At 55.3% G+C, this 25,871-nt stretch carries 24 protein-coding genes; 16 read left to right on the forward strand and 8 right to left on the reverse strand.

Annotation, left to right across the window (positions count from 1 at the left end; translation table 11 throughout):
- Window positions 1-129 precede the first annotated feature (129 nt).
- Window positions 130-372, forward strand: coding sequence for a DUF2790 domain-containing protein (locus ACYZTW_RS12390; RefSeq protein ID WP_462005090.1), 243 nt, complete (start codon window positions 130-132; stop codon window positions 370-372).
- 275 nt (window positions 373-647) lie between these two features.
- On the opposite strand, the gene ACYZTW_RS12395 is transcribed toward ACYZTW_RS12390, so the two are convergent.
- A complete protein-coding gene (locus tag ACYZTW_RS12395) occupies window positions 648-2,933 on the reverse strand; it encodes an Orn/Lys/Arg family decarboxylase (protein ID WP_462005091.1) in 2,286 nt (761 codons plus the stop codon).
- Entirely contained in the window at window positions 2,930-4,339 is a 1,410-nt protein-coding gene (gene potE / locus ACYZTW_RS12400) for a putrescine-ornithine antiporter (RefSeq protein ID WP_462005092.1), read from the reverse strand. The genes ACYZTW_RS12395 and potE overlap by 4 nt, the downstream gene beginning before the upstream one ends.
- 185 nt (window positions 4,340-4,524) lie before the next feature.
- On the opposite strand from potE, the gene ACYZTW_RS12405 reads away from it, so the two are divergent.
- Window positions 4,525-4,854 carry a hypothetical protein gene (locus tag ACYZTW_RS12405; protein WP_462005093.1) on the forward strand — a complete coding sequence of 110 codons (330 nt, stop codon included), beginning with the start codon at window positions 4,525-4,527 and terminating at the stop codon, window positions 4,852-4,854.
- Window positions 4,855-4,928: 74 nt separating this feature from the next.
- Here ACYZTW_RS12405 and grxC read toward each other — a convergent pair whose 3' ends face one another.
- Window positions 4,929-5,180 carry a glutaredoxin 3 gene (gene grxC / locus ACYZTW_RS12410; protein ID WP_462005094.1) on the reverse strand — a complete coding sequence of 84 codons (252 nt, stop codon included), beginning with the start codon at window positions 5,178-5,180 and terminating at the stop codon, window positions 4,929-4,931.
- A 30-nt stretch (window positions 5,181-5,210) separates the two neighbouring features.
- Window positions 5,211-5,729, reverse strand: coding sequence for a carboxymuconolactone decarboxylase family protein (locus ACYZTW_RS12415; protein ID WP_462005095.1), 519 nt, complete (start codon window positions 5,727-5,729; stop codon window positions 5,211-5,213).
- Between the two features lie 134 nt (window positions 5,730-5,863).
- On the opposite strand from ACYZTW_RS12415, the gene ACYZTW_RS12420 reads away from it, so the two are divergent.
- Both ACYZTW_RS12420 and ACYZTW_RS12425 read left to right on the forward strand, forming a co-directional pair.
- On the forward strand, window positions 5,864-6,691 hold the full coding sequence (locus tag ACYZTW_RS12420) for an AraC family transcriptional regulator (RefSeq protein ID WP_462005096.1): 828 nt from the start codon (window positions 5,864-5,866) through the stop codon (window positions 6,689-6,691).
- A gap of 105 nt (window positions 6,692-6,796) precedes the next feature.
- Window positions 6,797-7,450 carry a peroxiredoxin gene (locus ACYZTW_RS12425; protein WP_462005097.1) on the forward strand — a complete coding sequence of 218 codons (654 nt, stop codon included), beginning with the start codon at window positions 6,797-6,799 and terminating at the stop codon, window positions 7,448-7,450.
- Window positions 7,451-7,453: 3 nt separating this feature from the next.
- Here the strand turns inward: ACYZTW_RS12425 and ACYZTW_RS12430 are convergent, their stop codons facing one another.
- Window positions 7,454-7,594, reverse strand: a complete 141-nt coding sequence (locus ACYZTW_RS12430; protein WP_462005098.1) for a hypothetical protein — start codon at window positions 7,592-7,594, stop codon at window positions 7,454-7,456.
- Between the two features lie 392 nt (window positions 7,595-7,986).
- Here ACYZTW_RS12430 and ACYZTW_RS12435 point away from each other — a divergent pair, with 392 nt between their 5' ends.
- The 5 genes from ACYZTW_RS12435 to ACYZTW_RS12455 all read left to right on the forward strand — a co-directional run bounded on the left by ACYZTW_RS12435 (window position 7,987) and on the right by ACYZTW_RS12455 (window position 13,025).
- Complete coding sequence (locus ACYZTW_RS12435) at window positions 7,987-8,484, forward strand: VPLPA-CTERM sorting domain-containing protein (protein ID WP_462005099.1); 498 nt, start codon at window positions 7,987-7,989, stop codon at window positions 8,482-8,484.
- 458 nt (window positions 8,485-8,942) lie between these two features.
- Complete coding sequence (locus ACYZTW_RS12440; RefSeq protein WP_462005100.1) at window positions 8,943-9,500, forward strand: polysaccharide biosynthesis/export family protein; 558 nt, start codon at window positions 8,943-8,945, stop codon at window positions 9,498-9,500.
- Between the two features lie 86 nt (window positions 9,501-9,586).
- Window positions 9,587-10,642 (forward strand): hypothetical protein, encoded by a 1,056-nt coding sequence (locus ACYZTW_RS12445; RefSeq protein ID WP_462005101.1) that lies wholly within the window; start codon window positions 9,587-9,589, stop codon window positions 10,640-10,642.
- Window positions 10,643-10,662: 20 nt separating this feature from the next.
- The gene (locus ACYZTW_RS12450) at window positions 10,663-12,225 is read left to right on the forward strand and encodes a GumC family protein (RefSeq protein ID WP_462005102.1); all 1,563 of its coding nucleotides are present in this window, start codon (window positions 10,663-10,665) and stop codon (window positions 12,223-12,225) included.
- Between the two features lie 11 nt (window positions 12,226-12,236).
- On the forward strand, window positions 12,237-13,025 hold the full coding sequence (locus ACYZTW_RS12455; protein ID WP_462005103.1) for a CpsD/CapB family tyrosine-protein kinase: 789 nt from the start codon (window positions 12,237-12,239) through the stop codon (window positions 13,023-13,025).
- Between the two features lie 44 nt (window positions 13,026-13,069).
- On the opposite strand, the gene galE is transcribed toward ACYZTW_RS12455, so the two are convergent.
- From galE to ACYZTW_RS12470, 3 genes are all read right to left on the reverse strand, one after another.
- The gene (gene galE, locus ACYZTW_RS12460; protein WP_462005104.1) at window positions 13,070-14,047 is read right to left on the reverse strand and encodes a UDP-glucose 4-epimerase GalE; all 978 of its coding nucleotides are present in this window, start codon (window positions 14,045-14,047) and stop codon (window positions 13,070-13,072) included.
- A gap of 89 nt (window positions 14,048-14,136) precedes the next feature.
- Window positions 14,137-16,821: a glycoside hydrolase 5 family protein gene (locus ACYZTW_RS12465; RefSeq protein ID WP_462005105.1), complete on the reverse strand. Its 2,685-nt coding sequence runs from the start codon at window positions 16,819-16,821 to the stop codon at window positions 14,137-14,139.
- A 5-nt stretch (window positions 16,822-16,826) separates the two neighbouring features.
- Window positions 16,827-18,353, reverse strand: a complete 1,527-nt coding sequence (locus ACYZTW_RS12470) for an O-antigen ligase family protein (protein ID WP_462005106.1) — start codon at window positions 18,351-18,353, stop codon at window positions 16,827-16,829.
- Between the two features lie 95 nt (window positions 18,354-18,448).
- On the opposite strand from ACYZTW_RS12470, the gene ACYZTW_RS12475 reads away from it, so the two are divergent.
- The 7 genes from ACYZTW_RS12475 to ACYZTW_RS12505 all read left to right on the forward strand — a co-directional run bounded on the left by ACYZTW_RS12475 (window position 18,449) and on the right by ACYZTW_RS12505 (window position 25,801).
- Window positions 18,449-19,825, forward strand: a complete 1,377-nt coding sequence (locus ACYZTW_RS12475) for an oligosaccharide flippase family protein (protein WP_462005107.1) — start codon at window positions 18,449-18,451, stop codon at window positions 19,823-19,825.
- Between the two features lie 326 nt (window positions 19,826-20,151).
- Window positions 20,152-21,618, forward strand: coding sequence for an FAD-dependent oxidoreductase (locus tag ACYZTW_RS12480; RefSeq protein ID WP_462005108.1), 1,467 nt, complete (start codon window positions 20,152-20,154; stop codon window positions 21,616-21,618).
- 131 nt (window positions 21,619-21,749) lie between these two features.
- The gene (locus tag ACYZTW_RS12485) at window positions 21,750-22,367 is read left to right on the forward strand and encodes an acyltransferase (protein WP_462005109.1); all 618 of its coding nucleotides are present in this window, start codon (window positions 21,750-21,752) and stop codon (window positions 22,365-22,367) included.
- Window positions 22,360-23,316, forward strand: coding sequence for a glycosyltransferase family 2 protein (locus ACYZTW_RS12490; protein ID WP_462005110.1), 957 nt, complete (start codon window positions 22,360-22,362; stop codon window positions 23,314-23,316). Before ACYZTW_RS12485 ends, ACYZTW_RS12490 begins: the two co-directional genes overlap by 8 nt.
- Before the next feature lie 8 nt (window positions 23,317-23,324).
- The gene (locus tag ACYZTW_RS12495; protein ID WP_462005111.1) at window positions 23,325-23,849 is read left to right on the forward strand and encodes a serine O-acetyltransferase; all 525 of its coding nucleotides are present in this window, start codon (window positions 23,325-23,327) and stop codon (window positions 23,847-23,849) included.
- A gap of 43 nt (window positions 23,850-23,892) precedes the next feature.
- Window positions 23,893-24,870, forward strand: a complete 978-nt coding sequence (locus tag ACYZTW_RS12500; RefSeq protein ID WP_462005112.1) for a glycosyltransferase family 2 protein — start codon at window positions 23,893-23,895, stop codon at window positions 24,868-24,870.
- 7 nt (window positions 24,871-24,877) lie between these two features.
- Window positions 24,878-25,801: a DUF535 family protein gene (locus tag ACYZTW_RS12505; RefSeq protein WP_462005113.1), complete on the forward strand. Its 924-nt coding sequence runs from the start codon at window positions 24,878-24,880 to the stop codon at window positions 25,799-25,801.
- Window positions 25,802-25,871: the final 70 nt, after the last annotated feature.

Genomic DNA, 25,871 nt, shown 5'->3' on the forward strand with positions numbered 1-25,871 from the left:
GACACCTTACGCCTTAAAAGCCCCGGTTTTACGACACATGGCAGATACCTCGGGTCGATTAAATGGGTTCCATCGAGACAAGACAACTTGCCTCGCACCACGACCCATTGCAACCCTGAGGGCATCATCATGAACTGGAACAAACTGCTCGCCGCTAGCTTTTTCGCCGTCCTGAACGTCGCCGCGTTTTCCGCCCACGCTGATGTCCAGACGGGCACCCATCTGGACATCAAGAAGGTGATTTCTACTGTAGAAAACGGCGGGGCGAATTGCGGGATTGTGAATGCGCGGATGACGTATCTGGATTCGAGCGGTACGCAGAAGGTGCTGGATTACAGCAAGTTTGCAGAGTGTGGGAATCAGGGCAGTTGATCCTGGTGGCTTTCGGGCCGGCCAGGCTTGCGCCGGGAACCGAAGATTGGCAGCACAGCCCATCGCCGTTCTGCCAATCTAGCACTAAGTATTTAGCCATGAAGCGCCGTCATCAGCACTTGCACCCACTGACCACGTTCCGGCGTTGCCCAGCTGCCGGCGAGTTCCTGCGTGAGCACCTTCAAGAGGCCTGACGCCCTCCCTGAACTTGTTGGTCCGCATGGTAGGACGAGCGCACCAGCGGACCGGGTGCAACGTTCTTGAAGGGCGCTAGCTCATTTCAACACCAGCATGCGATAAACCCCGCCCTCGCTTTCGATCCCATGGGTGTCATGGGTGAAACCCGGGAAGGATTTGTCGAAGCTTTCCAGCGCCTTGAGATAGGCCAGCAACGGCCCGTGCGCAGGCCCTGCGTTTTCGCCCGGCATCAGCAGTGGAATGCCGGGTGGGTAGGGCACGATCCCGGTCGCGGCGATACGCCCGGCGGCTTCTTCGAGTGTCACCCGTTCGATGTCGTTTCTGACCAGTTTTTCGTAGGCCTCCACCGGGCTGAATTCGGCTTGCGGCAGTGTGCCGAACGCCAGGGCCATGTTGGCGGTGGTTTTGTGTTTCTTCATGGCGGCGAAGATATCGTCGGCCAGGTCCTTGAGGCCCATGCCGGCGTAACGAGTCTGGTTGGCGGCCAGCAGATCCGGCAGGCACAGTTCCAGTTCGACGTTGTCGTCATAGTCGCGTTTGAAGTCGAGCAGGGCATTGAGCAAGGTGCCCCATTTGCCTTTGGTGATGCCGATAGAGAACAGAAACAGGATGGTGAAGTCGGTGGTTTTCTCGACCACGATACCCTGACGTCCCAGGTACGCCGTGAGCACACAAGCCGGGATCCCCGATTCGAGCAGGTTGCCGTCGTCGCCCATGCCGGGGCTCAGCACCGAGACCTTGATCGGGTCGAGCATGCAGTAGCCTTCTTCGATGTCGCCGAAGCCGTGCCATACCGCGTTGGGATGCAGTACCCAGCAGTTCGGCTCGGTTTTCAACAGCACCGGGTCGACTTCATGGAACGGCACAGTGGCCGCGCCAACCTGCACGGTCGGCGGCTGCCAGCAGGTAAAGAACCAGTCATCCTTGCTCAACATCTCGTTGTGCATGCGTGAGACGACCTGGCGGAAACTGATGGCTTCTTCGATGGATTCAGTGGTCAGGATCTGGCCGCTGGGCGCTTCCATCATTGCCGAGCTGACGTCGCAGGAGGCCATGATCGCGTAGTTCGGCGAAGTCGAGGCGTGCATCATGTACGACTCGTTGAAGCGCCCGTGTTCGATCGGGTTGCGGCCGTTACGCACGTGAATCATCGAGGCCTGTGACAGGGCGGCCAGTAACTTGTGGGTCGACTGGGTGGCGAATACGGTCGGTTTCGAGTCGTCGTGATCGTCGGGGCTGCCGTGCATGGCGTGGCGCTCGCGGTACAGCGGGTTGAAACGCGCATAACCGTACCAGGCTTCATCGAAATGCAGGCGATCGACGCTTTGCCCCAGCAATTCTTCGACGCGGGTGACGTTGTAGGTCAGGCCGTCGTAGGTGGAGTTGGTGATGATGGCGTGGACGGGTGTCGGGTCGATGCCTTGCTTGACCAGCGGGTTGCTGGCGATAGCGGCTTTCACGCCGTCGCTGCTCAGGGTTTGCGGCAGGATCGGGCCGATGATGCCGTAGCGGTTGCGGGTCGGCACCAGGTACGTCGGAATGGCCCCGGACAGGGTCATCGCATGCTCGGCGGACTTGTGGCAGTTGCGGTCGCACAGGGCGATCTGATTGCGCGTGACGCTGGCCATGAGGATGACGCGGTTGGACATCGACGAGCCGTTGGTGACGTAGTAGGTGCGGTGGGCGCCGAACACCTTGGCGGCGTAGCGCTCGCCCTGACCGATGGGGCCGCTGTGATCGAGCAGCGAACCGAGTTCGCCGACCGAAATCGACAGGTCCGAACGCAGCAGATTTTCCCCGAAGAACTCGTAGAACGCGCGCCCCGCAGTGCTCTTCAGAAACGCCGTACCACCGGCATGACCAGGGGTGTGCCACGAGTATTCATAGGTGCGGGAAAACTTCACCAGCGCACCGAACATGGGAGGGAGTGCGGCTTGGCGATAACGTTCGATGGCCGCCAGGATGCGCCCGCTGAGGAAGCGGCTGGTGTCCTCGGGCAACCAGATGAAGTCGTCGGCGTGTTGCATGACCACCAGCGGAATGCTCGACGCGGTGCTGCGGTCGCTGATCAAAAACACCGGCACCCGGGTGTTGCGCTCGCGCAGGCTGACCAGCAGTTGGATGCATTCCTCGTGGCCTTCGCTTTTGTCCATTTCCCAGCTGAGCAGCACGCATTGAATGGCCGGGTCCGAACGCAGGATCGACGTGGCGTCGCTCAAGGTTTCCGACGCCAGTACCCGGACGGCGCGTTCTTCCACATCGTTGATCAACTGATGCAGGGCGCGACCAAAGACGGTGCGTTTGTCCGGCGGGCTGCTGACCAACAGCGTGAGCATGCCGAGCGTCTGTCTATATTCCGTCATGATTGAGCCTCCAATGCGACTGCTTGCAAGTTATTGACCGGCACCGGCTCGCCCGTGATGTGCTGAGCGCTGACGGTCTGCGTTGGTACGCTGTTATTGAGCGCTTCGAGGCGGATCAGGCGGTTGTTGACGAAGCCAAACAGCGTGTAACCAAAGATCGTTGCCACGCCGCCGAGCATCAGTGCCTGCGCGCCCGAGCTGTACAGCGCCAGGTAGCTGTAAGCCGCCGCCACCCACGCAATGATGTTGGTCACCAGCGCCGTGCCCGCCGGAACGTTGGATACCTTTTGAATGGTCATCAACGCGGCCATGGAGAGGATGTAGGGCACCAGGTTGGTGACCACCGCGAGGTTGACGAGGGTGTCGAACTGCTTGCTCAGGTCAGGGCTGATGGTGAGAAAAGCCAGCGCCGTCTGCACTGCCAGCAGCACCAGCATGCCGACAATCGGCGTGCCGGCCTTGTTGGACTTGGCAAAGATCGACAGAAAGTAACCGGTGTCCGCGGAGCTTTTGTAGACCTGAGCGATGGTGAATTGCCAACCCAGCAGCGAACCGATGCACGCCAGTACCATCGCGGCCATCACAATGTCGCCGACCAAAGGGGTGAACATCTTGGCAAAGACCAGCCCGAACGGTGCAGTGGAGGAGGCCAGTTCAGGGTTATCGACGATACCGGCGATGACGTTGGTGGAGACGATGTAGATCACCGCCGCGCCGAGGGTGCCCCCGAGTACCGCAATCGGTACGTTCCTCTCCGGATTTTCCACGGCATCGGTGTTGGCGCACGCCGACTCCAGACCGAGGAATGCCCACAAGGTGATCGCCACCGATGCACCTGCGGCTTCGAACCAGCCCATGTTGTGCGGGTTCCAGCCAGCGACGTAGACACTGCTGTCGAACCAGAACCAGCCAATGGTGGACACCAGCACCACCGGCGCAATCACCCCCCAGACTGTGATCGCACCGATCCGGCCGGTAATACGTGCGCCGCCGAAGTTGGCGAAGGTGGTGATCCATAACAGAGCGATGGTCGCCAGACCCACTTGCAGTGAACCCAGTTCAACATGGAACAGCTCCTGGATATAGCCGACCGCCGTAATACTGATCGCCACATTGGCAATTAACAGCGAGAGACCATAGGTGTAGTTCGTGATGTAGTTGCCCGCCTTGCCGAAGGTGTATTCGGCATAGCCGCCCATGCCGCCGGTCTTTCGGCTGAGCATTCCGCAGCGCGCAAAGGCATAGGCCAGCGCCAGGGAGCCGGTGGCCGTGATCAACCAGGAAAGAATGGAAATGCCGCCGACTTCGGCGAGTTTTGTGGGTAACAGCACAATGCCTGAGCCCAACATGTTGACGGCCGTCAACATTGTCAGTTGCCCTACCGTCATTTTCTTTGCGACTGACATTCCGTTGCCTCACTTGATTGCATTGAGAGGGTGTTAGCTATAGCCAAGGATTGAAATCTCGCCAGAAATGTCCGTAAGACACTGAGAAAACAGGCGATAGCGCACTTAAGGCATTTTGCTGGCCCCGAAGACTGAAATTTTTGATCAGAATCAATTAATTTTCAGATAGTTAGGATCGAATGCAAATGCGGAATGTGGTGATTGCGCTGATTTCGTTAGGTCTGGCGAGCGTTGCCGCCACTGTCCAGGCCAAAGAGCTGGCATCGAATGATCGTTATATTTGCAGTTGGGGGGCGGGTACGGCGGCAAAAGCCCAGGAACTCAAACTGTCTGGAGTTTCACTGTATGCAGCGCGACAGAAGTTACATACCTACAAGTTCAGCAAGCCGTGGATGCACATGATGGCGATGGGCATTACCGAGCAGACCTATGACAGTAAGTCGCGGATCAAGCCGGCGGCTATCCGCGAGAGTTTTTATGAAGATTGCCTCAGGTATAAGTTGGCGCGTAAATGATGAAGTAGCACCTCCAACATCACCCGGCACGACACCTGTCATGTGCCGGGGATCGGTAAATCAACGGTCTGATATCACGCCAGCATCGACGTCAGGCCACCCTGGCGATCCAGTTTCGCCAGGTCGTCGAATCCTCCGATATGCGTCTCACCCACAAAAATCTGTGGAACGCTGCGACGACCGCTTCTGCTAAGCATTTCCTGAAACTTTGCGGGTTCGGATTGAACGTTTATTTCCCGGGTCGCTATGCCCTTGCTGGCGAGCAACGCCTTGGCATTGCGGCAATAAGGGCAGGTGTCGGTGGTGTAAAGCGTCACAGTATTCATGGCTTGTGCTCCAGAAGTTAAATGTCGCGTTCAAGCATCGATCACGGGGAAATCGATCTCGGTCAGGGCAAGGTTGTTCAGATAGTTGGTCAGTGTTTGCGAAGCCACGTGGGCGATCACCTCAATGATCCTGGCGTCGTCGATGCCCGCTGCTCGTGCTGCTTCGATCTGCTCGCTGCTCAGGTGGCCACGGCTTTCAGTGATTTGCCGGGCGAGGGTGGCTAATGCATTGAGCTGGCCCTGGCGAGCGCTGACGATATCTTGCGCAGTCAGCCCGGCCTTGCCGGCAAACAGCGTGTGTGCCGCCAGGCAGTAGTCGCAACCATTCACCTGCGAGGTGGCGAGGAAGATCGCTTCTTTTTCAGTGGCGCTCAGGGACGTCTTGCCCAAAGCCACGGAGTGCTGCAGGTAGGCAGAAAGCACGGCGGGTGCATGGGCCAGTGTCTTGAAGACATTGGGCAAGAAGCCGATTTTCTTCTGCACGCCTTCCAGCAGCGCACGGGTGGTGTCGGTGGTTTGTTCAAGACTCAGGGTGGTGATGCGACTCATGGTGATACTCCGTAGATTGAAGCGCGGTGTGCGCTGGGTACGGGGTCCATGCTAGTGACGCTGGCTGGTCTTTAGGGTGCAAATCGTCGACGATATGCGACAGATCGTCCAAACAACACGCTTGGAGCCCCTCTATGGATCGCTTGTCCACCTTGCTCACGCATTTCGGTGTCAGTGCCGGCACATTCCACAGCGGGGCTTTTTGCGGCACCACAGGGTTTGATGGCCATCAGGCGTGTGGCCATCTTCATTTGCTTCAGGCCGGCGAACTTAGCCTCCAACTGGCCGACGAGCCAGACATCCTGCTCAACGAGCCCACTTTGCTGTTTTTTCCCCGACCTTACCGTCATCGGTTGCTCGCCAACGAAGCCTCCGGCACTCAGCTGGTGTGTGCCTCTCTGACCTTCGATGGTGGAGCGGGCAATGCCCTGGCGGCGGCTTTGCCTGACTATCTGGTGCTCAAACTCGACGGCATTCCAACCATGGCCGGCACGCTGAACTGGTTGTTTAACGAAGCCTTCGGCGGCATCTGCGGTCGCGAAGCGATGATGGACCGATTGTTCGAGGTTCTGGTGATTCAGCTGCTTCGACACATCCTGACCAGCCGTGATCAGCGTCCCGGCATGATGGCCGGCCTCGCCGACCCGCGCCTGGCGCGATCCTTGAGCCTTATGCACGACACGCCCGCCAAGGCCTGGACCGTGGCCGAGCTATCGGCCGCGGCCAACATGTCCCGCGCCAGTTTTGCCGAACACTTTCGGTTAGTAGTGGGGCAGACACCGGTCGATTATCTGGTGAGCTGGCGGATCAGTCTCACGCAGAAACGCTTGCGTGAAGGCAAGCCCATCGCATTGATCGCCGATGAAGTCGGCTACGAAAGCCCTTCGGCGCTGGCCCGGGCGTTTCGGCGTAAAACCGGCACCAGTCCGCGAGAGTGGATGCAGAGTGGGAAGCTCCGATAGCATTTTTCACCTGCTCTTGGGCGGGTTGCAGAGCGAAGTCTTTATGGTCTCCTATACTGGACCGTTCCGAGAGTTTCCCTACCCTTCACAGCGAGGAGAACGCACATGACCATTCGTATAGGCGACGAAGCACCGGATTTCACCGCCGAAAGCACCGAAGGCACGCTCCATTTCCACGAGTGGATTGGCGACAAGTGGGCCATCCTGTTCTCGCATCCGAAGGACTTCACCCCTGTGTGCACCACTGAACTCGGTTACATGGCCGGGCTCAAGCCGGAGTTCGACAAGCGCAACACCAAGATTGTCGGCCTCAGCGTCGACCCGGTCGGTAACCATCAGACCTGGGCCAAAGACATCGAAGAAACCCAGGGCCATGCGGTCAACTACCCCATGATCGGCGACGAGAATCTGGTGGTGGCCAAGCTCTACGACATGATTCACCCGAATGCCAGTGGCGGTGCTCGTACTGCCGTGGACAACGCCACAGTGCGGTCGGTGTTCATTGTCGGCCCGGACAAAAAGATCAAGGCGATGCTGGTCTACCCGATGAGTGCCGGGCGTAACTTCGATGAAGTGTTAAGGCTGCTCGACGCTATTCAGCTAAACGCCAAGCACACGGTTGCCACACCGGTGAACTGGCGTCCGGGTGAGGACGTGATCATTCCTACGTCGGTATCCGACGAGGACGCAAGGAAGAAGTACCCGGATGGCTTCAAGACGGTGAAACCTTATTTGCGCACCGTGGCGCAACCGAAGTAACGGTCATTCATTCATCCCGTCTTCAATCGCGATGCCTTTTGCGCGCGTCGCCTTGATCAGCTCGGCGCGGGTGCCAGGTAAATCGAGCATGGTTTTCTGGCGCAGCGCCGAGACTTCTTCGGCGCTGAAAGGCCAACTGCGCATTGTCCAGCGCGGACTGCGACATGCCGGGCAGCCATCGTCAAAGTGGCGACCGGCTCATTGCAACGGGTCGTTCACGCCCACTCTGTAACCCGCCTGGGAGATGGTTTTTTTGCCCTGCTTCGTTGCCCGGAGCATGGCGCTGCGCCAGGTCGGGGGCGAGCGTCCTGTTGCGGGCTAATGTCCAGACGTGAAGCTATTTCATACTGATAGGTCCGTTTGATTGACCTGCTTGTCGTGTCGTTATTTTGACGCCGCCCTCCTTGAAATGAAATTTCGATTTATTGTGGTGACGAGCTATTGACGTAATGGCGATGTGCTTATAGGCTCAATTTAAGCCGATACAGATTCCTTCATCCGACAAAAAATACCCCCCTACGCAAGGAGGCGGTGTTATGCGCTCGACACTTGTCATGAAATTCGTGTTGTTTTCTGTGTTCCTCAATGGTGCGGCCGTGGCTAGTGCTCAGGCGACCAATTTGGCCAATGAAATTAGTCGCATAACCAACGCTTGCGAGGAGTTAGTGCCTCAACTTTGTACGGCTCTCAAAGAGCACACGGGTGGCGCACCGCTTACTGTTGGAATGGGCCTTGGCTTGCCTTCGTTACTCACCGATATTTACTTGGATGATGCCCCTTCTGCCAAAGCTAACAGCGTCGTTCATCACGCTGACTCGGACGTGGGTGTATCCGTCAATTCTTCTTCGGGTGACGGATTAATGGCGGCGGTTAACAATAAGCCGTTCAAAATTGATTCGTCGGTCCAGGATAAAAGTTTGGTTGGTGTATCTGATGTCATTCAACCGAATGCGGTACCGCTTCCTGCGGCAGCCTGGTTATTTTCTTCCGCGTTGCTTGGTTTTATTGTGGTCGCCAATCGCCGGAAAATTTAGGTTGTGGCTTTGACTTTTTGGCAATAAAGGTTATTTAGACGATCATTCTAGTTGCTGGTTAGATAGACGACTTGTTGTAGTGTTTTTGCGGGTGATTACCTGTCTTGCAGTGATGCTTAGTTTGTGATTATTGATGCCGTTAGTTGTGCTGGCAGACGCAGCCATCATTAGGTTGGCCGTGTGATGGTTGAGTCGGCTCAAACGGACTTGATGTGGTTAATTTTGGCGCGGAATAAGCCGGGGGCGGCTTGTGTGGTGCAAGCCGTTGTTAAATAACACTATTTTGCTGTTTTTGCACTAGCGTTCTAGTTGCAGGTGCGTTGCTGGCGGAATTGGCCGCCCAGACGCTCAAAGTGATTGCGGTTTGGCATTTCTTTGGTGTGAAATAGAAAAGAGTGATTTGGTTCCATTTTTTTGTTCTAGACTCCTAGCATGGCTACTTAGACGGAGGGATCCCGATGTTCCGTTCATTGATACCTGTGCTCTGCGCGCTGGCTGTTTGGCCCAGCATTTCCAGTGCCGACGAAAACGACGCGGCTTACCGGCTGAGTCCGGGAGATTCCCTTTCTGTTTCCGTTTGGGGAGAAGACAAGCTCAAACAGGACGTACGCGTACTTCCCAATGGCAGCATTACCTTCCCACTGGCAGGGCGAGTCGATGTTAAGGGGCTTGATACCACTGCTGTCGAGAAGCTAATCGCTGCCAAGCTTGAGAAATTCATACCTGATCCGCAGGTGAGCGTTGTCGTCTCAGGCACCGAAGGTAATCTCGTCTACGTTCAGGGCAAAGTGCTGAAACCTGGCACCGTGCATATGTCAGGTCAAACGTCAGTGCTGCAGGTAATAAGCGTGGCGGGCGGGCTCGACAAATTCGCCGACAAGGATGGCATCAAGGTCGTGCGACTCAATGGGACTAAACAAGAGATCCTGCCCGTCAGCTACAACAAGTTGATGTCAGGGGATGACATGTCCACCAATTTTCTACTTAAGGCCGGCGATACGCTGGTCGTGCCATAGCCTTGCGCGATGCACTAAGGATTACCTTGATTGAGTTTCGAACGACCGGGGTTGCGACGGCAATCCTGGCTTTGTCGTGTTCGCACATGGCCAATGCTGCTACCTGGCAATCAGCAATAGCAGTGCCTTCGACGGTCGAGTACGACAGCAATCCACTGCTGCTTACGAGTGGTGAGAAGGGGGTGACCCGTACCATCATCGCCCCCGATTACAGCCTCGTGGGTACATCCGGGCAAGATGAGTTCCAGTTCGGGCTCGGGCTAAATGTCGTGCGTTCGTCTGATACGTCCATCGTTTCGGATCGTGAAGACCCCAGATTAAAGTTTGGGTGGCAGCGCGCGACCGAAACGGGTGGTTTCGGGCTCACGGCGAGATATGAAGAGAGCTCTACGCTCTCCACTGCGGTTCAGGAAACCGGCGTGGTTTCTACCGATGGTACGCAAAAGCTTTATTCGCTGGGCGGCAACTGGAGTACTGCTCTCAGCGAGCGAAGTACCCTGGTCAACGAGACTGACTACACTCATGTCACTTACGATATTGACTCACTGATCAACTATGACGAGCTGGCGACCCGCTTTAGCTGGAACTATGCATGGAGCGAGCAGGTCGAGCTGTTCACCCGTTTTGGCGTGAAGCGCTATGAGCCGGAGGCGGGGTCCGCGGTGGCGTCCTCAAACAGCTACACTCCCTCGGTTGGCATGAATTTCCAACTCTCCGAGCGGCTTAAGGGGACGGTCTACGCGGGTCTCAATCAAGTCTCCGGCACGGGTAGTGGCCCCAAAGGCCAGGGCGGTCTTACGTTGCAATATGCCGGGGAGCGTATTGATACAAGCATCGATGCCGGTCGCAGCACCGTCGCCAGCGGGGACGGCGGGTTCGTCGAGGTTGATAGCCTGAGGGGGACATGGAGTTATGCCATCGATGAGACCCAACGCACCGGGTTTGACGCCTCATGGCAAGACTCTAAAGGGCAAACACCTAATACCCTGCGAAATTTCAGTGCCTGGTTTAGTCAAGAACTCTCGCCTTTTTGGATTGCGCGCCTATCCTACACGTACAAAGAACGCCAGCAAGATGGCTTGCCGGATGCCAGTGCCAATGTCGTCGGGTTGACGGTGACCTATAGTTATCCCGGTCTCTGAAATTCAGGTGTGTGAGAAATATGGCCTCTGAATACGAAATGTCGGTCAACGACTACATTGCAATCATCAAGCACCGCGCTCTGCTGTTGATCCTGAGTTTCGCGGTAATACTTGGCGTGTGCGTGGCGGTCGCAATTTCTCTCCCACCCACCTATGAGTCATCCGGCACTATTTTGGTCGAGTCTCAGCAGATTTCGCCTGACCTGGTGTCGGCGAACAACAATACCTTTGCCGATGAGCGCATCGAAGTCATTCGCCAGCGCGTGATGACCCGCGAGCATCTGGAAGGGATCATCGACAAATACAATCTTTTTGCTTCGCAAAGCAGGCAGTTGACCGTTTCCGAGAAGATCGATGAAATGCGCAATGCGATTACAGTTTCCCTGGTCAGTGCCGCCATTAAGGGGCGCGGAGAAGTGACGATTGCTTTCCGTCTTGGCTTTGAGCACCGGCAGCCAGAGATTGCGAACAAAGTGGCCAACGAACTGGTGACGCTGTTTCTGGATGAAAACATCAAGCAGCGCACCGAACGCGCCAGTGAAACCACAGAGTTCCTGACGCAGGAGGCGGACAAACTCAGGGTGGAACTGGAGGCTCTGGAGAACCGGCTGGCGGACTTCAAGCAGGCACACAGCAACGCGCTGCCCGAACATCAGGAACTGCGCATGAATATGTTGTCGCGCGCCGAAACCGAGCTTAAAGAGGTCGACCGTGACTACAAAGCTGCCCGTGAGGAGTTGCGTTTCAATGAGTTGGAGCTTTCCGCCGCAAATGCCGGGCTAACGACCAAGTCTGGAGCGACCGGTGCGGCAGTTGATAAACCACAGGATCTGAGTAGCCTCAAAGCGGAGTACACCAGGTTGAAGGCGCTGTATACCCCAGCCCACCCCGACGTGCGTGCCGTCAAACGCAAAATTGCTGCCCTTCAGGCTACCAAAGGTGCTGATGGTGCAGCGGCTCTGGTCAGTATGGACGTTGCCAAGGCCCAGGCGCGGATCTCCGCCGCAGAAGCACGTATCAAGTCGCTGGGCGATCAAAAGCAGGAAATGCTCAGGAAAATAGCCGACTACGAGGCGCAAATTCTTGAGACGCCACAGGTCGAGCGCGGCTTGGTCACGCTGATGCGTGACCATGAAAACGCTCGGAAAAAATACGAGGAGATTCGCACCAAGGAAATGGGTGCGAAAATTTCAGAAAGCCTGGAACAGGAAAACAAAGCCGAGCGTTTTGTTCTTCTAGAGTCGCCGTTGATGCCCGAAAAACCGGTGAGGCCGAACCGTAAAAAAGTCGTTGCCATGGGCTTTGTTCTCGCTCCGTTGGGCTCTGGCGCACTGGTCATGCTCCTCGAGATGTTGAGTCAGCGTGTGCGCGGTGCTGAAGCCCTGGCCAGCGTGCTGGGTAGACGCGTATTGGTTACTATTCCTTACATTCACACCAAGGCTGAACTGGCACGCCGCAAGAAATGGCGAACGCGTCTGATCGTGTGTGGAGTCGCAATAATTGCGATCCTTTTGGTGCTCGTGCACTTCCTCTACATGCCTCTGGATCTTCTGATGCTTAAAGCTCTGGCCCGGTTTGCATAAGGAATATAGCCATGGAAATAATCAAGCCCGATACCGAAAAAGCCGAGCAACAGACCTCGTCAAAAGCCCTGACACCGACCGCGCAATCTACAAGTCTGAATGCGCTCAGTTATGTGCAAACCAAGGTTGTACCTTTGCGGCCAGAGCATCTCGAGCGCAACCGCATTGTGGCTTACAACAAGAATTCGAACATGGGCGGGGCGTTCGATCTGCTGCGTACGCAGGTTTTAAAAATCATGGAAGAAAATGGCTGGCGCACGCTCGCCATCACCTCGCCGACTCCAGAGGCAGGCAAGACGGTATTGGCGATAAACCTGGCAATGAGCATCGCCCATCACACAACCAAGACGGCATTGCTGGTGGATTTCGACTTACGTCGTCCGACAGTCGGCGCCTGTCTGGGATTGCCGATGGAGAAATCGCTCAATGAATTGCTGGCCGATGAAGCGGAGCTGCAAGATGTTCTGGTCAACCCGACCTTGCCGCGCTTTGTGGTCCTGCCAACGCGTGAACCGATTCCTCTCTCTACTGAGGTGCTGTCATCGCCCGCGGTGAGCCATTTGATTACTGATCTGCGCGAGCGCTACAACTCACGTATCGTGATTTTTGACTTGCCGCCAATCTTGAGTTCGGATGATGTGATTAACGTCCTGCCCAAGTTCGACTGCGTCCTGCTCGTGGTCGCTAACGGCATGAACAGCAAGAAAGAAATCGAGGAAAGCCTGCATCATCTGGGGACAGCTAATCTGATTGGCACGGTGCTGAACAAAGCCGAGCCCCAAAACCGCTCTTACTACTAGAGCGTCTCCCTTAGGAGCTCGACGTTATGCACCAGCTCCGACCTTCAGTGCCAAGGGTACTTCTGCTCCCAGCTCCAGGCGTGCGCCACTATCTGTTCAAGTGAACCAAATTGCGCTTGCCAGCCCAGTATTGTGTTGGCCCTGCGGGGGTCGGCCACAAGGCGTGGTGGATCGCCCGCGCGACGTGGCGCTTCGCTGACAGAGATATCCTGGCCGGTCACGTAACGCGCGGTATCTATCACTTGCTGTACCGAGAAACCTTGACCGTTACCGAGGTTAAACGCCGTGCTTGCACCACCGGCCAGTAGATAATCCACGGCAAGTGCGTGAGCTGCAACGAGATCGACAACGTGGACGTAGTCGCGAATGCAAGTGCCGTCAGGCGTGTCGTAATCACGGCCATAGACGGTGATGCTTGCGCGCCGACCGGAGGCCGCTTGCAGGATCAGTGGCAGCAGGTGGGTTTCCGGTTCATGGCGCTCACCCAGTTGTCCTTCAGGGTCTGCTCCGGCGGCATTAAAGTAGCGCAGGCAGACCGATTTCAGCCCATAGGCGCGGTCGAAATCTTCAAGCATCTGCTCAACCATCCACTTGCTGCGACCGTAAGGATTGATCGCGGCCTTGGGATGCTCCTCGTCGATCGGTACATACACCGGATCGCCATAGACGGCGGCAGTCGAGGAAAAAATGAAGTTTTTAACGTCCGCGCGAACCATGGCTTGTAGCAGGGTCAGGGAGGCGGCCAAGTTGTTTTGGTAATATTTGGCGGGTTCAGTCACGGATTCGCCCACCTGTATAAATGAGGCGAAGTGGAACACGGCATCAAAGTGTTGTGCGGCAAACAAGACGTCCAGGGCTTGCGCGTCGGCTATGTCCAGTTCGACCAATTTCCCCCCCGCCAAGGCGCCGCGGTGCCCCGTGGAAAAGTTGTCTGCCACGACCACTTCGTGACCTGTGCGCAGTAGCTGCTTAACCATGTGCGAGCCGATATAGCCTGCGCCACCAACAACCAAAAATTTCATCCTGCTCTCCCTGAAAACTGTTGCTGTGTAAGCGCAGATTGCAACGTCAGCGTGATCCGCCTGGCTACTCTATGAAAGAGACCGCTTGGTTATTGAGTCGCCGGTGCGCTGGATGATGCTGTACGGGCAGGGCTTGGCTGTCCATCGCCTGAGGCTGTAGCTTGCGGGGCGCTTTTTTTCAAAAACAACCAATTAGACGCCTGCAGGCCGTCGAACTTGATCGTATAGCGTCCATCAAGGTAGGTCGCAGGCAGTTTCTTCATTTGCGCAAGGGTGCCGTGGGTAAACAGTGTCAAGCCTTTTGGTGCCTGGATGGTTAGCGTGCCTTCGAGGGGCTCAACATAAAAAGGTGTTTTTTCTTCTTCTTTGGGGATGGCACGAGTGCCCAGCGAAATCAGTAAATCCTGCGATCGGCTGACAGGCGCGCCGTCCAGGCTTTGCACCACCACACTGGCATAAGCCGTCTTCACTTGAACCTGGATGTTGCCAAGGCTGATCGACTCGCCACCGATCCAGCCGGTGGCTGCTTGGGTGCGCGGCGTATTGATGGTGTAGATGCCTTGTTTCCAGTTGCGTTTCAGTTCACCCGTGTCTGTTGTGGACTCGCTGGCATTGGTGTCCAGCAGCGACTGATTGGGGTCATGAAACACCTGTGCGTTGCTCGCGATACTGCCTTGCTGCAACCAGGGTAATTCCGGCGTTTGTGGCATGGCGATTTGCAGCTTGCCTTTCTCCATGGCGGTGCGCAGCAGAGCAGAGTTGGCCGGTGTGATGAGCTGGTTGAACAGGGTGCCTGGCGTCGGCGCGAAGACATAGGTGGTGCTGGCTTCGCTAACGTCGGCGCGGCGATAGAGCAAGGCAGCGGCGGGCAGGGTGGCCAGCAATGCAGGGTCGTTATAGGCGTGCCAGTTGCCGGCAGACATCCGTTCTCCGGACAGTGGCTCTTGGCTGTAAGCGTATTGCATCAGTGCATCCCAGCCTTGGTGGCTGGCGGTGGCGGCTATATAGAGTGGCAGCGAGTGGCGGTCGGGAGTCGGGAAGGGTTCATTGTTCCACTCGGTGACGGTCAGCGGTTTACCTGTGACCTGGCCGGCGGCAATCCAGTCCACTAAACCATCGCTGGTGAGCGGGTTTTTCTCTAGTTGCCCAGAGCCACCGTAGCTGTGGACATCGATTACGTCGCCGGAAGTAAGGGCCGGCAGGGCGCTGAGGCCATCGCCGCCCCAGCTACTGGTCGTGGCGATGGGGACTTTCACTCCTGAATCACGTAGGTGCTGAATCATGTCTACGTCGAAACGTCGCTCCAAATCATTGAGGAACAGTTTGGAGGGGCCATGCTCCCAGGCGCGCCAGGTTTTGTTTGCCGATAGATTGTGCTGGTTGGCAAACGCCTCGGCCTCGGCCATGAAGATCTTGCTGTGCTTTGGCACTTGCTTGTCTGGCAACAGGGCGTTGCCAAAGTGCTGGGTGACGTCGTTTTCATTGGTAATCAGGACGGCGGCGATCGCCGGATCGTCTTTGTAGGCGAGGCCGGTATAAGTGTTTACATGGGTTAAATAGGCTTCGGCAAAGCGCTTCATCGCTTTCTGAATGGTGATGTTTACATAGGCATAGCCCTTGAGATAGGCATTATTTTGTTCGTTTTTTGGCAGTTCATCGAAGCCATAAATGTTGTCGTTTGCAGTAAAGGCTCGCTGGACGTGCATATCGAGCCATACATAAATGCCCTCGTCTTTCAGGCATTTGATCCACCAGTCGATTTTTTTCAGCGACTCCGGGCTTGGTTGCTGGGTGTCACGCGTGAGGTGACCGTCGCCAAAAATGTTTGGGCTGACCCATGGGGAGTCGTGGTGGTGCAGTCGTACGAGATTGAAACCGAGTGCCGACAGGCGTTTGGCCTGCAGCTTGATTTCATCGTCTGGCGTGTGGAACAGCGCATAGGCCGCCAGGTTGGTGCCCCAGAAGCGCGCCGGGGTGTTGTCTGCGAATAGCAGTTGCTCGCCGGATGCTTTGACGAAGCCGCGCTTACCTGCAGGTTTTTCGGGAGCGTTAAGAAAGGACAAATCGACCGGCGAAGTTCTCCAGTCGAGCTCGTCACTCGGCCAACTCTTTGGGTCGACCAGCCCAAAGCGCTCGGTACTGGTTGGACCGATTGCCACGTCACCAGAGATGCTCAAGGTGGCTTTGAAATTTTGGCGGCCGGGTTTGATCGTGTTTTTGTAAAAAAAAGCACGCACCTCGGATGGATCGCCTGGTTCAAAGTACACACTCGCCAGTGCGGGCTCAAAACGCATCTCGACGCGTCGCCCTTGTGCATTCCCCCAGGACCAGCCGCGGTTGTCGGGGAGCAAGACCGGCTGACCCATTTCTCCAGCGAAAAGGGCGGGATCGAAATTAAAAACGATGCCCCCGCCCATCACGCCCGGCTTCATGCTGTGTGCATTCAGGGCAAAGTTCCAGGTCAACTTGTGCTCGTCTTCCTTCTGAATCTGCGCAGTCAGCTCAAAATCCAGCGGCTTGTTCTGGCCTGTAAGGGAGTAGTTATAGGGGGTGTTCACCTTGAAACCGGTCGGGAAATACGTCCAGTCCCAGTTACCCCCAAAGAAGGAAAACGAAGAAGCAATGACCGGGCTGCCGCCGCGCGCCAGCATTGGCAGGCCGCTGTGCTCATCCACGCTGGCGACCCAGTCCGATGCCCAGGTGCGAAACGGCCAAATTGCAAAAAACAGCAGTAGCAGGAGCAGCATATGGGGACGGCGAAACAAAGGGGCCATGGGTTTTACCGGAGTTGGAGGTGGGCACTCGCAGTGACGGCCGTCGAGGTGTGCTTGAGCCTTCGCGCCATCTGAGCATAGGCCACGCCCAGCCCGGCCACCGACCAATACACCACGGGGATCACCGTGATACTGCTAACGGTAACAATGGTGATCAATATCCCGGCCAGTGTCGCCAGGAGTGCTCGTCCGAGTCGGCGTGCTTCATCGTCTTTGTTGGGGAACGAGCGCATCCCTTTGCGGATGCCCAGCAGAACACTGACGAAAAAAACCACGAAAAGCGTCAATCCAATCAAACCGACCGACAGCGCTATGCCGATATAAGTGTTCACGATATCGATGATGCCCTGGCCCTGAATCATGGACTGCATTTCCGGTGTGCTACGGAAATCGAAAGAACCCAGCCAAGGGTTGCGCCCGATAACGATCACTGCGTTATCAATCAAGCGCTGCCGGTATGTGATGTTCTCTACTTCCACCGTGCCGATGAACGGTAGCAGATCAAGCACTTTTTGCCCGCCCGGCACAATGGCCAACAGGGGAAGGGCAAGCGCTCCGGCGACCGCCAGCAGCATGATGCGTTTGACAGCGTTACGGCCGGTGGCGATGAACACGGTGATAATGGCGGCTGCACCGATCCAGGGGCCACGCGACAGCGGTACGACCAGACCGCCGGCGAGCAGGAGCGCGCCAAGGCCTCTCTGCAATCGGCTGCGCACATTCTCCTGCAAGTACAGGTAAAAGCCGATGGCCACGCTAATGACGAACCCCAGCGCAATGGCTTGGCCGGTGGTGGCACTGGCGCGTAATGAGCCACCACGGCTCAAGTAGCCGGACATTTCCCACTGCATCCCCAGGGCGTCGGTCAGCGCACGGTAGAGCAGCCAACTCCGGGAAAATTCGAAGAGACCAATAAGCGACAGCACCATGGCGGCGAGTACAAAACCGAACAGAGCGTCCTTGAAGTCGCTGAGGTTCTTCAGCGCCCGGCTGGCAACGTAATAAGGCAAAAAAACTTCGATGAATAGGTAGAGCGTTTGGCGCAACGTGTCGGTGACCGTGGTTTCGCGAAGGTAAAGCAGGCTCGTTAGCAGGATGTTGGCGGCTAACAGCTTGTCAGGCCAGGTGCGTCCGAAAGGGACCGTGTCTGCTCGCTTGCGTAACGCGAAAAAAGCCGGAAGCAACACACACAGTGCCATTAGACGAATATGGTTAAGGGCAAAAAAATAGTTGATCAGGCCGAAGCCGGGAATCTGCGCCGGGGATGGCGGGATGAGAAACAGCAGAAAGAAAAACAGCGCCACGGGGTTGCGTTCGCTTTTTCTTGCGACGCCCAAAACGATAGCGGCAATGCCCGCGTACACCCAGAAACTGTGCGAAACAAAGGCCAGTAGCGTCAATACGAACCACAGATTGCGCCGACGAGTGAAATTGCGGTCAGGAATCAGGTCTGCTGCTGGTCGCCGGGCGATGGCAAAAACGATGCCGGCAAGGACCAAAATGACGATTAATGCGCGAAAGTGCTCAGGCATAGGTGGTTGCACTTATTGATTGATGAGCGACGGCTCGTCGAATGGCGAAATGCGACTATAGTACTTTTTATGCCATTGGGTCCGGGGTTGATGTTATGTCCTTCGTTAATGTATCGCCACCGCCGAGCCTTCGCAGGCGGGCGATTTCTGCTGGCGCATGGAATGTGGGGGCGCTTGTTACGTCTCAAGCCTTTCGCTTGGGTGGCAACCTGATAATGGCCCGCCTGCTGATGCCGGAAATGTTCGGCATCATGATGATCGCCACCACCGTTTCGGTGGTTCTGCACTTGCTTTCCGATGTTGGCTTGCGCCAGAACATCATCCAGAGCCCGCGTGGCGAAGATCCGGTGTTTCTCAATACCGTGTGGACGGTGCAGATCGTGCGCGGTCTCATCCTTTTTGCTTCGACACTGCTGATCGCGGGCGCCGCCTTGTTTGCGCAGACGATTAATCTGTGGTCGATCAATTCCACCTACGCCGCACCCGAATTGCCGCTGGTATTGGCCTTGACCGGTGTCCTGGCAATCATCTTTGGTTTTCAGTCGACGAAAGTCGACTTGGCAGTGCGCGCTTTCCAGCAAAAGAAAGTGGTCCTCGCCGAGTTTGCTTCCCAGCTCGTCGGGCTGTTGGTGATGCTGGGCGTCGGTTACTTCACTCGGTCTATCTGGTCACTGGTGGTTGCGGGTCTGGTCTCGGCGATGGTCAGCACTCTGCTGGGGCATTTATGGTTCGAGGGCCCGCCTAACCGCCTGCAGTGGGAACGTACTGCGCTCAAGGAATTAGTCGTCTTCGGTCGTTGGATACTGTTGTCGTCGGCAGTGGGCGTATTGGCCATGTACGGTGATCGCATCTGGTTCGGCGGCAGCATGACGGCCGCCGAATTGGGGGTCTACTCCATTGCCGTGCTGATTTTGGGAGCGCTTCAACTTGGAGTACAAAGGGTAATCGGGGCCGTGGCCCTGCCGGCCTTCAGTGAGGCCACAAGAACCAATGACACCGCACGGCTCCATGCTTTGTATTACCGCGTCAAATTGATGTTCGATCTGGTCTCGCTGTTTTTCTGTGGGCTGTTCTGGACCGGCAGTCCACTGCTCATCAGCATCTTGTACGATGAGCGTTATGCCCAGGCCGGCAGCATGATGTCCATTCTTGGACTCTCTTTCTTCACCATGCGTTACATGTTGGCGCATCAGGTCTGGATTGCCTTGGGACTCACCAAGTACCAAGCCATGGACAACATTATTCGCGTGGTCTCGTTATGGGTGCTGCTGCCGCTGCTGCTGGCTATTGGCGGGGTCAACTATGCGATTTGGGGCGTCGCCCTGCATACGTTCCCTACGCTTATCCTGGTTTTTTATGTCAATTATCGTCTGGGGCTGTTCAATCTCAAGCGTGAACTGATGGTGCTGCCAATGTTGGCGGTGGGGGCTGTGTGTGGGGAGTTATTGACGGGTCTTGCTAAATGGCTTTGATCTATTTCTCTTGCGGTTTCCAAAGCTGTGGCACGGCGTCGCCATTGAGGTGTTGATGGTGCTAGCCAAAAAATTGTGACCTTGATGTGTAGTTGAAATTTCCAACGCGATCTCGGCGTCGTGGAGCTTTGAATCATGAGAGAAACTGATTTGAATACCTCTGTGACGAGTCGCAGAGGCTTTCTCCAGGCGTTTACCCTGTTAAGTTTTGGGGGACTCATATTTGGATTTTCAGAGGCCGTTACTCGGCCTTCTGCTGTTAAAACCGAGTTTGTTGTTATCAACGGATGGGTGCTGCCTGCCCAGCATTTTCGGCAAACGCAAGCATGATCAAAGACTACCAATCGCAGAAAGAACTCCGCGGCTACTATGACTTCTGCATCATAGGCGCAGGGCCCGCCGGTATTACGCTGGCCTTGCATTTAGCCGGCAATGGTTGGCGTGTGGTGCTTCTCGAGGGAGGTGGCCACGAGTATTCACAGAACTCTCAGAGCCTCTACAAGTGCCCATCGTCAGGCCTCGAGGTGTACGCTGAGGAAACACGCCTGCGCTATCTTGGCGGCACCTCCAATCACTGGGCCGGGCGATGCCGTCCTTTCGAGCGGTCTGACTTTACCGTGGGCCCTCCCGTGAATTTACCCGGTTGGCCCATCGCGTTTTCCGAGATCGAGCGCAATTTGCCGGCGGCCATGGCTATATTAGATCTGCCGCCGCATTCTGGATTCAAGGCGATCAACGCTACGCTGGACGGCGCCGACTTCGAAGCTGATCGTTTCTTGCTCAGTCCGCCGACGCGATTTGCACAAAAATATGCCAAGGAACTTAATGAGACCGAGGGGCTTGATGTCTTCATCAACTGCAACTGCGTCGATCTTGAGTTCGACAGCAAGAGCGGCCGCATAGTGACGGTAGTCGTCTCGGACTATGAACTGCATCGAGAGCGAGTCACGGCAAAACAATTCATTCTGGCGACGGGCGCGATCGAGAATGCCAGGCAACTGCTCAACAGTGAGTCCCTGGCAGCGGGCGGTATTGTGAGCAAGGATGGTTACGTCGGTAGATGTTTCATGGAACACCTGAACGTTGATCTGGGCACCTTCATCCTGAAAGACGGGGAGGGAACAGATTCTCGACAGTACTTCACGACCGATGCATTCGTGATGGAGCACAGGGCGGGTAAAGGGAATGTGACTGCCTCACTGGTATCTGAAGTGAAATCCTATGGGCGAATGGCTGCAATCAAGGGCTTTTTCGAGAATCTCGTCTGCGAAGTAGGTGCGGAGCACAAGATCGAATTTATCACCAAGTTCGATTGCCCCGGGGATGGTGTGATCAGCACGTTGATTGAGCAGTTTCCCAACCGCAATAGCCGGATCTCATTGCTCGACGGGCGAGATGCGTTAGGGATGAGCAAGGTCAACATTCATTGGGAACTCACTCCTGCAGACAGGGAAACCGTCAAGTCCATAGGGCTCGAAGTGGCAAAGTGTTTTGCCGACACAGGACTGGGCTACGTCAAGTTGGAAGAATGTGTGTATGACGTCGATTTGCCACTGAAGGTCAATCCCCATGCTCATCATATGGGGACCACGCGGATGGCGACGTCGCCTGAGTTTGGCGTGGTCGACGAAAACTGCAAAGTGTTTGGTGTCGAGAATCTTTACGTGGCGGGCAGCAGTGTTTTCTCTACGGGCGGTGCCTGTAACCCCACGATGCCTCTGTTGCAACTTGCTCTGAGGCTGGCGAATTATCTTAACTATCAAATGGGGCCCTTGGTGGGCAGGTACTCCTGAGTGGGAGTGTTTTTGGATTTTCCGAGTGTTGAATTTCAGGGAGGGGCTATTCTTAGGTCGTGGTAATCGAGAATCAGGGTGTATCTAGCCTTGGCACAGATGTATATCGCTGAATTTTTGAGGCTGACAGGATGATTGGTCTAATAAAGCGGGTGATTGCTCATATTGCCAGAACAACGGGGCGTGGAACCCCGGTCTATAAAAAGTTTTGTAAACCGGACGGGTATGAGTGGGCGGAACATATGGCTCGATGGGGCTCTCTGCACTCCATCGGTAAAGGCGTATGGATCAATCTTGGATGCAACATAACTGACCCTACACTAGTACGGCTCGGCAATAACGTAGGTTTATCTAATTGCACACTGTTCGGACACGATGGAATAGTCGGCATGCTCGATGCGCGCTTTGGTACAAAACTAGACTCTGTCGGCGCTATCGATATACGCGATAATTGTTTTATCGGCTATGGCGCTATTGTCATGCCGCGTGTGACTATTGGTCCGGATTCAGTTGTCGCAGCCGGTTCTGTAGTAATAAAAGATGTTCCGCCTGGGGTAGTAGTTGGGGGTAATCCAGCCAAGGTTATCTGTACCATTGAAGACCTGTTGGCGAAAGTTGAAGAGCGTTGCGCCACTTATCCGTGGATTGACATCATCAGGCAGCGTGATGGTATATACGACCCGGAACTTGAACCGAAGCTTATAAAAATGAGAGTGCAACACTTTTTTGGCGAGCAACCCAATGGTTAGTGCTGCCCTTGATGTGTTGGTGGTTAATTACAATACGGCGGATCTGTTGCAACCGATGTTTAATGCGTTGCGCCAGTCAACGAGTACGGGGCGCACGCGTTATTTGGTGGTGGACAATGCCTCTGCCGATAATTCGTTGGAGTGTCTGGCAACTATTTGTCCAGAGGCATTGCTGCTGGACAATGAAAATAATGTTGGCTTTGGTCGTGCCAATAATCAATTGGTTGAACACTTGGAGGGCAACTATGCGTTGCTTCTCAATACCGATGCCTTCGTTGCCGCTGATACCCTGAATAAGACCCTCGAGTACATGGAGGCTCATCCTGATTGCGGCGTCCTCGGTGTTCGGTTGGTTGGACGAGAGGGAGATTTACAGCCCTCATGTCGCTATTTCCCGACGCCATTGAATGTCTTCCTCGCGCATACCGGGCTTGAACGCTTTTTCCCTGTGGTGAAGAGGGTCGATGACATGACCTGGGATCATGCCTCGGTGCGTGAGTGCGACTGGGTACCCGGCTGCTATTACCTGATCCGCCGTGAAGTCATCGACCAAGTTGGTTTGTTCGACCCGCGCTACTTTCTTTACTTCGAGGAGATTGATCTCTGCAAGCGCGTTAAACAGGCGGGTTGGAAGGTGGTTTACTACCCGCATACCACGGTGGTGCATATCGGCGGTGAAAGTGCCAAATCTGTTGACGAGCTCAATGTGGCCAGTCGACAGATATCCAAGATGCAAATCGAAAGCGAGCTTTTGTACTTCCGCAAGCACCACGGTCTGCCCGGGCTGGCCTCGCATATGTTGCTGGTGAGCCTGGGTGATCTGATTCTGGCGCTCAAGGCTCTGTTGAAAGGCCGAGGCCGGGCCGCCATAGGGGCGTGCTGGCAGCATGCTCGTGTTACCTGGGCGCTGCTGCGTGAAACCAAACTCGCTAGCCAACCAACACGGTAGATCAACCCATGTTCGAAAATATACGTGCGGATTTGCGTGCATACGAGGGTGATTGGGGGGCTCAGGGGTTCTGGGTCATGTTGGTTTATCGCTTCGGACGCTGGCGCTACGGCGTCCGCCCAGCGTTGTTACGTAAGTTGTTCTCTTTTATATACAAAGTGCTCTTCAAATGGGTGCAGATCGTGACGGGCGTCGAGCTGCCGTGTGAGGTTGTGATCGGGCGCAACTTCGTCATCGATCATTTCGGCGGGATTGTCATCAGTGGTTATGCGCAGTTCGGCGATGATTGCCGTATCCGCAACGGTGTGGTCGTGGGACTAAAGAATGTGAATGAACCGATTGCCCCGGTGATCGGCAACAATGTTGATATCGGTGCAGGGGCCAAGGTACTGGGCAATATCCGTATTGGTAACAATGTGGTGATTGGTGCCAACGCCGTGGTGCTGACCGATGTACCGGACGACTCTGTGGCAGTGGGCGTTCCTGCGACAATCAAGAAAAGGCAGCGGGCAGAAGAGAAGGAACTCTCATGAGCCCTCCGATGGACTATTTCGATTGCGTCGCTGAGAAAACTCCATGGCTAGTGGCATTGGTGTCGTTGTAATCGGTCGCAATGAAGGCCTACGGCTTGAGCGTTGCCTGGCTTCGTTGGTCGGTGCGTCGGAGAAAGTTGTTTATGTCGACTCGGGATCAACGGATGGGTCGGTGCGGATGGCACAGACGCTTGGGGTTGAGGTGGTCGAGTTGGATATGACGATTCCCTTTACGGCTGCGCGCGCGCGCAATGAAGGATTCGCCTGCGTGCAACGATTATTGCCGCAGGTGCGTTATGTGCAGTTTGTTGATGGTGATTGCGAGGTTGTCGGTGGCTGGCTACCCCAGGCACAGGCCTTTCTTGATACACATTCTGACGTTGCGGTGGTCTGTGGACGGCGCCGTGAGCGTTTTCCACAGCACTCGATTTACAACTTGTTGTGTGATCGCGAATGGGACACGCCCATAGGTGAGGCCAAGGCTTGTGGTGGCGACGCGTTGATGCGGGCTGACGCGTTCGCCGCTGCATCCGGGTTTCGACCAGATCTTATTGCCGGAGAAGAGCCTGAGTTGTGTGTGCGTCTGCGTGCGAATGGATGGAGGGTCTGGCGTCTGCCTGAGGAAATGACGTTGCACGATGCGACCATGACCCGGTTCGGCCAGTGGTGGCGGCGAACCCTGCGCGGTGGCTATGCCTTTGCCGAAGGTGCATTTTTGCACGGGGCTGCACCGGAACAACATTGGCTACGTGAGTCGCGCCGTGCCTGGTTCTGGGGCTTGGGTGTCCCGCTGGCAACTATTATCACGAGCATGATGCTGGGAGGGTATGGGCTGCTGTTGCTGCTGATCTATCCGTTGCAAGTAGTGCGCCTGGCCCGCCGGGGCAATGGATCAGCGCGTGAAAACTGGTTGCTGGCTTTCTTTCTCGTGTTGGGAAAATTTCCCGAGATGCTCGGGCAAGTCAAGTTTCTACTGAACAGATTCGGCGCCGGCAAGACGGCTTTGATCGAATACAAGTGAGACGGCTATGAATAATTGGATGATATTAAAAAGCGTGCTTTTTTTACACGCGGGATTTTCTTTAAGAGCCTTGAATAATAAGTTTAAAATGCTGGTTTTAGTTGCAAAAAACTGGTCCGAACTAAAGTTTTTTTTGGGGCGCATGTCGAGCGCTCTGGGTAAGTCCGGTGTTGAGAAGTTGGGCGGGGATTGTGTGGGTGTTGTTCATTGGCCATACATCAGTAAAAGCTGGAGTTCCAAGAGTAGATTTAGTGTATTAGCCTCGCATTACGAAGTCGTTACCAAAAGCTGTCCGCAACTATTGCTGTTGGGGCGAAGTGACAGTTTGATATTGAGTGATTTGTCGGAGTGGACTGCTGGTTGTTCCTTGGTTCTGGATCGTCCGGTATGGTTTATGCGCGAAGGGGAGTTGGTGCTGAACTTGTTTCAGGGCGATTTGCGTATTGCATCAATAGCCTTCACCTTGTGCCGCACGGACACTGAGTTATGTATTTTTATCGGCGCCGTTCAAGGGATACACAAGGGCGTGGAGAGTGAAAGGTCCTTGAATATTTACAGGGAGCTGACAAAAAGCTTTGAAGGTCTTCGGCCAAGAAGCTTTCTGATTGAAGTGATTAAATATATTGCAATCAATGTTGGTGTTGAAAAAATTTATGCAGTAGGGGATGGGTATCGTCATCACCGTCATCCGTATTTTGGAGTTGAAAAAGCTCAAGAGCTTGCGGCAAATTATGATTTGATCTGGCTGGAACATGGAGCGACTCCGTCAGAGCGCGAAGACTTTTTTGAGATTCCCATGGTCCTGTCCAAAAAGGCGCTTGACAGTATTCCTTCAAAGAAACGCGCCATGTACCGCAGGCGTTATGAACTTCTAGATGATACGTTTGCAAAAATAGATAAGGTGCTGATCGGCAGCTATACGGCGAATTGACGTTCCTGATAACTGTACTACTGTGGGAGTATCTACAGTAATAACTCACCGCAACAACATCTAAATCTGG

The organism is Pseudomonas sp. LB3P25 (assembly GCF_054897985.1).

Coding starts and splice junctions, on each gene's coding strand:
- ACYZTW_RS12440 (WP_462005100.1), top strand. CDS start 8,943: ATGTTCCGTTCATTGATACCTGTGCTCTGCGCGCTGGCTGTTTGGCCC.
- ACYZTW_RS12445 (WP_462005101.1), top strand. CDS start 9,587: ATGGCCAATGCTGCTACCTGGCAATCAGCAATAGCAGTGCCTTCGACG.
- ACYZTW_RS12485 (WP_462005109.1), top strand. CDS start 21,750: ATGATTGGTCTAATAAAGCGGGTGATTGCTCATATTGCCAGAACAACG.
- ACYZTW_RS12425 (WP_462005097.1), top strand. CDS start 6,797: ATGACCATTCGTATAGGCGACGAAGCACCGGATTTCACCGCCGAAAGC.
- ACYZTW_RS12455 (WP_462005103.1), top strand. CDS start 12,237: ATGGAAATAATCAAGCCCGATACCGAAAAAGCCGAGCAACAGACCTCG.
- ACYZTW_RS12420 (WP_462005096.1), top strand. CDS start 5,864: ATGGATCGCTTGTCCACCTTGCTCACGCATTTCGGTGTCAGTGCCGGC.
- ACYZTW_RS12390 (WP_462005090.1), top strand. CDS start 130: ATGAACTGGAACAAACTGCTCGCCGCTAGCTTTTTCGCCGTCCTGAAC.
- ACYZTW_RS12450 (WP_462005102.1), top strand. CDS start 10,663: ATGGCCTCTGAATACGAAATGTCGGTCAACGACTACATTGCAATCATC.
- ACYZTW_RS12395 (WP_462005091.1), bottom strand. CDS start 2,933: ATGACGGAATATAGACAGACGCTCGGCATGCTCACGCTGTTGGTCAGC.
- ACYZTW_RS12475 (WP_462005107.1), top strand. CDS start 18,449: ATGTCCTTCGTTAATGTATCGCCACCGCCGAGCCTTCGCAGGCGGGCG.
- ACYZTW_RS12470 (WP_462005106.1), bottom strand. CDS start 18,353: ATGCCTGAGCACTTTCGCGCATTAATCGTCATTTTGGTCCTTGCCGGC.
- ACYZTW_RS12495 (WP_462005111.1), top strand. CDS start 23,325: ATGTTCGAAAATATACGTGCGGATTTGCGTGCATACGAGGGTGATTGG.
- ACYZTW_RS12465 (WP_462005105.1), bottom strand. CDS start 16,821: ATGGCCCCTTTGTTTCGCCGTCCCCATATGCTGCTCCTGCTACTGCTG.
- ACYZTW_RS12480 (WP_462005108.1), top strand. CDS start 20,152: ATGATCAAAGACTACCAATCGCAGAAAGAACTCCGCGGCTACTATGAC.
- ACYZTW_RS12435 (WP_462005099.1), top strand. CDS start 7,987: ATGCGCTCGACACTTGTCATGAAATTCGTGTTGTTTTCTGTGTTCCTC.
- ACYZTW_RS12415 (WP_462005095.1), bottom strand. CDS start 5,729: ATGAGTCGCATCACCACCCTGAGTCTTGAACAAACCACCGACACCACC.
- grxC (WP_462005094.1), bottom strand. CDS start 5,180: ATGAATACTGTGACGCTTTACACCACCGACACCTGCCCTTATTGCCGC.
- ACYZTW_RS12505 (WP_462005113.1), top strand. CDS start 24,878: ATGAATAATTGGATGATATTAAAAAGCGTGCTTTTTTTACACGCGGGA.
- ACYZTW_RS12500 (WP_462005112.1), top strand. CDS start 23,893: ATGGCTAGTGGCATTGGTGTCGTTGTAATCGGTCGCAATGAAGGCCTA.
- potE (WP_462005092.1), bottom strand. CDS start 4,339: ATGTCAGTCGCAAAGAAAATGACGGTAGGGCAACTGACAATGTTGACG.
- ACYZTW_RS12430 (WP_462005098.1), bottom strand. CDS start 7,594: ATGCGCAGTTGGCCTTTCAGCGCCGAAGAAGTCTCGGCGCTGCGCCAG.
- ACYZTW_RS12490 (WP_462005110.1), top strand. CDS start 22,360: ATGGTTAGTGCTGCCCTTGATGTGTTGGTGGTTAATTACAATACGGCG.
- galE (WP_462005104.1), bottom strand. CDS start 14,047: ATGAAATTTTTGGTTGTTGGTGGCGCAGGCTATATCGGCTCGCACATG.
- ACYZTW_RS12405 (WP_462005093.1), top strand. CDS start 4,525: ATGCGGAATGTGGTGATTGCGCTGATTTCGTTAGGTCTGGCGAGCGTT.